Here is a 3805-nt window from a genome sequence, read left to right as displayed (position 1 = left end):
GGTGGACAGGGCACAAACCTGCTCCACCACGTTGTAAAGCTGGCGCACGTTGCCTGGCCAGGCGGCCGTGGTCAGGGCCTTGAGGGCCTCGGGTGCGAAACCGCTCAGGCGCTTGTCGTACTTGGCCGCCAGTTTGAGGAGAAAGTGGTTGGCCAGCAACGGGATGTCTTCGCGGCGCTCCGACAGCGGGGGCAAGGTCAGCGTGACGACATTGAGCCGGTAATAAAGGTCGGCGCGGAACTGGCCCTCAGCCATGGCAGCGTCAAGGTCGCGATGCGTGGCCGAGATGATGCGCACATCCACCGGAATCGACTGGCTGGAGCCCAGCGGCCGCACCACCCGCTCCTGCAACACGCGCAGCAGCTTGACCTGGAGCGCGGGCGGCATGTCACCGATTTCATCGAGCAGCAAAGTGCCGCCGTCTGCAGCCTGGAAAAGGCCTTTGTGATTGGCCACCGCATCGGTGAAGGCGCCCTTGACGTGGCCAAACAGCTCGGATTCCAGCAAGGCCTCGGGGATGGCGCCACAGTTCACGGCAATAAAGGGCTTGCTGGCCCGTGCGCCTGCCTGGTGGATGGCTTGTGCGAGTAGTTCCTTGCCGGTGCCGCTTTCACCGCGCAGCAGCACGCTGGCGTCCGACTGCGCCACCATGCGCGCTTCAGCCAGGGCTTCGGCCATGCGGCTTGAGCGGCTGATGATCTGGTTCTGCCAGGCTTCGGGGCTGCCCTGTTTGGCCGGGTTGGCGGGGGCACTCAGCGCCAGCGCCTGGGCAATCTTGTCGAGCAGGCTTTTGCCGTCAAAGGGCTTGGTGAGATAGGTGAACACGCCGCGTTCGGTGGCTTCCACGGCATCAGGAATGGTGCCATGCGCGGTCAGCAAAATCACCGGCAGCGAAGGATGCTGCTGGCGTATGTCGTCGAACAGCGCCAGGCCGTCCCGGCCGGGAAGCCGCACATCGCTGAGTACCAGCTGCGGCCGTTCAATATGAAGCTGCGTCAGCGCCGCTTCGGCCGACGTGACCGCCGTGACGCGATAGCCCGCTGCGGTCAGCCGCATGGTGAGCAGGCGCAGCATGTCGGCGTCATCATCAACCACGAGCAGGTGGGGTGCTGTCAGGGCTGAGTCGCTCATGGTGCGGTGGGGCGGGCCCGGCTGGCAGGGGGTATGGGCGCCGAGGCTGTTGCCGCCGGCTGCCGGCTGGTGAGGCTGCGCTCAATGGCCTTCAGCGCCTCCAGCCGCTCGTTGGTCTGGTCCAGCCTGCGCTGCGCATCGCGCAGTTGCTGGCCTTGTTTGTCAAGCTGCTCTTCCAGGCGGCGCTGTTCGGCGTAGCGTGACGCCAGCAGCCTTGCCAGCGGATGCAGCGGCTGGGCATCGGCATTGCCCAATACGCGGGCCAGCAGCTCCTGCGCGCGTATCAGTTCGGGCAGCTGCCGCAGTTGGGCCAGCACCAGCGAGAGCTGGAGTTGGGCCTCGGGGCTGGCGGCGTCTCCGAGCCGCCCGGTTTCCTGGGTGAGCTCCGGCGGCTGCATGAGGCGCACGCGCTCGGCGTAAGCCAGCATGCGCAAGGTCATGCCGCTGGCAAAAACGACGGATTCCGGGAGCGGCGCGGGCTGGCTGGTGCTGGCCCGCGCCGCTTCGGCGGCAGAGGCTGCGGCCCGGGCTGCCAGGACGGCTGCGGTGTCAGGGCCGCGCTCGTTGGCGGGGCCGCTGCTGCAGGCTGCCAGCAAGGCCGACGTCACCAGGGCCGGCAACAGGCCGCGCCCGGAGAAGCGGGCCGCAGGCGGAGGAGGGGGAAAATCAGTACTTGGAAACATGAGGAAGCTCTATTCTGAAGTGTGCACCAGGTTGATCGGGCATCAGGACGATGCTTCCACCATGTGCGGCAATGTATTCGTGAACGATGGACAGACCGATACCGCTGCCCCGAACCACGTCGACCGGCTGGCGTTCACCGCGGTAAAAGGGCTCGAAAATCCGCTCGCGGTCGGCCTGCGCCACGCCGACGCCCTGATCGTGGATGTCGATGCGGACGAAACCCCGCAGCGGACTCAGTTCCAGCCGGATCTGCCCTTTGGGTGGTGAATAGCGGATGGCGTTGGACAGCAGGTTGGCCAGCGCAGTGCCGATTTTTTCGGGGTCGATTTCCATCACAACGGGCTCGCCGACGACGCTGACCGTCAGGTCCCGTGCGCGCCACTGCAGGCGCTGCGCGTACACCTGCTCCTCGAGGAGTTGCAACAAGTCGACATTCTGGCGGTTCAACTGGCGCGCCTCGAACGCGGCCGTATTAAAGCGCAGCAGGTCTTCAATCTGGCTTTGCAGCACGCCGGTGTTGTGCCTGAGGATTTGCGCTATTTCGCGCTGGTCATTGCTCAGCGTGCCGGCTACACCGTCTTCCAGCAGCGACACCCCTTCGCGCAGCGATGCCAGCGGTGTTTTGAGTTCGTGCGAAATATGGCGCAGGAAACGCGATTTATCGGCGTCCAGCTCCACCAGCCGCAGGCGCAGCCAATTCAGGCGCTGCCCCACCAGGGCCAGGTCGGCCGGCCCCTGGATGGTGATGACCTGGTCGAGCCGGTTTTCCCCCAGGCCCACGATGGCGTTCTCCAGGCGCCTGAGCGGCAACGTGAACCACACGCCGAATGCCAGCGCCATGGCGATGGCCAGCACGATGGCCCAGGTTACCTGCTGGGTCAGCCGCTGGCGGCTGGCCTCGAGCTTGCCCTCCAGCGACTTGTTGCGTTGCTGAATCGCCTGTTGCACCTGCACGGCGATGGCGGCGTTGACACTTTCCAGTTCGCGGAATTCTTGCGCCAGCTGGCGTTCCCGGTCCAGCGCGGTACCGGTCGGGCCGGTCAGCAGATCGCCGATGCTCTGCATGTGCGCGCGCCATTGCCGGGCTTTGGCCACCGGTACRTCTTCTCGCGCCAGACTGGTCAGGATACTCGCAGCTTCACGGGCCTCGTCACCGAAGCGCTCACGCAATACCCGGTCGTCGAGGACGACCGACTGGCGGGATGTACGCTCCATCGATACGCTGCGCTCGGCCAGGGACTGCGCCGCGCTGCTGAGTTCGAGGGCACGTGCGGCATTGCTGCGGCTTTGCAGCGAAAGGTCTTCCAGGGTAAACAGCGCCCGCAGCGAGGCGGCGCCCAGCAGGGCAGCAATCAGCAGGAAGGCGATCACCAGAAGTTGCCGGAACGAAAATCGTTGCAGCATGCGTGTCGAGTGCTTGAGCAACGCGCGGGCGGTCTCAGGCCGCCACGGCGACGTCCCGCGTCAGGACTTCGCCGCGCAGCGAACGCTGCGTGGCCTGGGTGATGGTGATGTCCAGCATCTGGCCGATGAGGCGCGGCTGGCCCTTGAAGTTGACCACGCGGTTGCACTCCGTGCGGCCCATGAGTTCGGTCGGATCCTTGCGCGAGGCGCCTTCCACCAGAATGCGCTGCACCGTGCCCTGGCGGCTGGCGCTGATGGCGCGCACGCTGTCGTCAATCGCGGCCTGCAAATGTTGCAGACGCTTGAGCTTGACCTCGTGCGGTGTGTCGTCCTGCAGCGCGGCGGCGGGGGTGCCGGGGCGTGGGCTGTAAATGAAGCTGAACGAGGTGTCGTAGCCGATCTCGTCGATCAGCTTCATCATCTTGCCGAAGTCGTCTTCGGTCTCGCCGGGGAAGCCCACGATGAAATCGCTGCTCATGGCCAGATCCGGGCGGATGGCGCGCAGCTTGCGGATGGTGCTCTTGTATTCCATGGCGGTGTAGCCGCGCTTCATCGCCATGAGGATGCGGTCGGAGCCGTGCTGAAC

4 protein-coding genes are annotated in these 3805 nt (G+C 65.6%); all 4 read right to left on the bottom strand.

What is annotated here, in order from left to right; genetic code table 11:
* Nucleotides 1-1131, bottom strand: a 1131-nt coding sequence (locus tag AC1D1X_RS17980) for a sigma-54-dependent transcriptional regulator (RefSeq protein WP_477698805.1), incomplete at its 3' end; no start/stop codon positions are given.
* Entirely contained in the window at nt 1128-1814 is a 687-nt protein-coding gene (locus AC1D1X_RS17975) for a hypothetical protein (RefSeq protein WP_477668360.1), read from the bottom strand. The genes AC1D1X_RS17980 and AC1D1X_RS17975, both read right to left, overlap by 4 nt.
* Nucleotides 1798-3219, bottom strand: a complete 1422-nt coding sequence (locus AC1D1X_RS17970; protein ID WP_477668359.1) for a sensor histidine kinase — start codon at nt 3217-3219, stop codon at nt 1798-1800. Before AC1D1X_RS17970 ends, AC1D1X_RS17975 begins: the two co-directional genes overlap by 17 nt.
* A gap of 34 nt (nt 3220-3253) precedes the next feature.
* On the bottom strand, nt 3254-3805 hold a 552-nt coding region (locus AC1D1X_RS17965), incomplete at its 5' end, for a TRAM domain-containing protein (RefSeq protein WP_477698804.1).

This window comes from Polaromonas sp. P1_G4, from assembly GCF_056405475.1.
The sequence above is the reverse complement of the archived record's forward strand: the minus strand, read 5'-3'. Positions and strand labels throughout refer to the sequence as shown.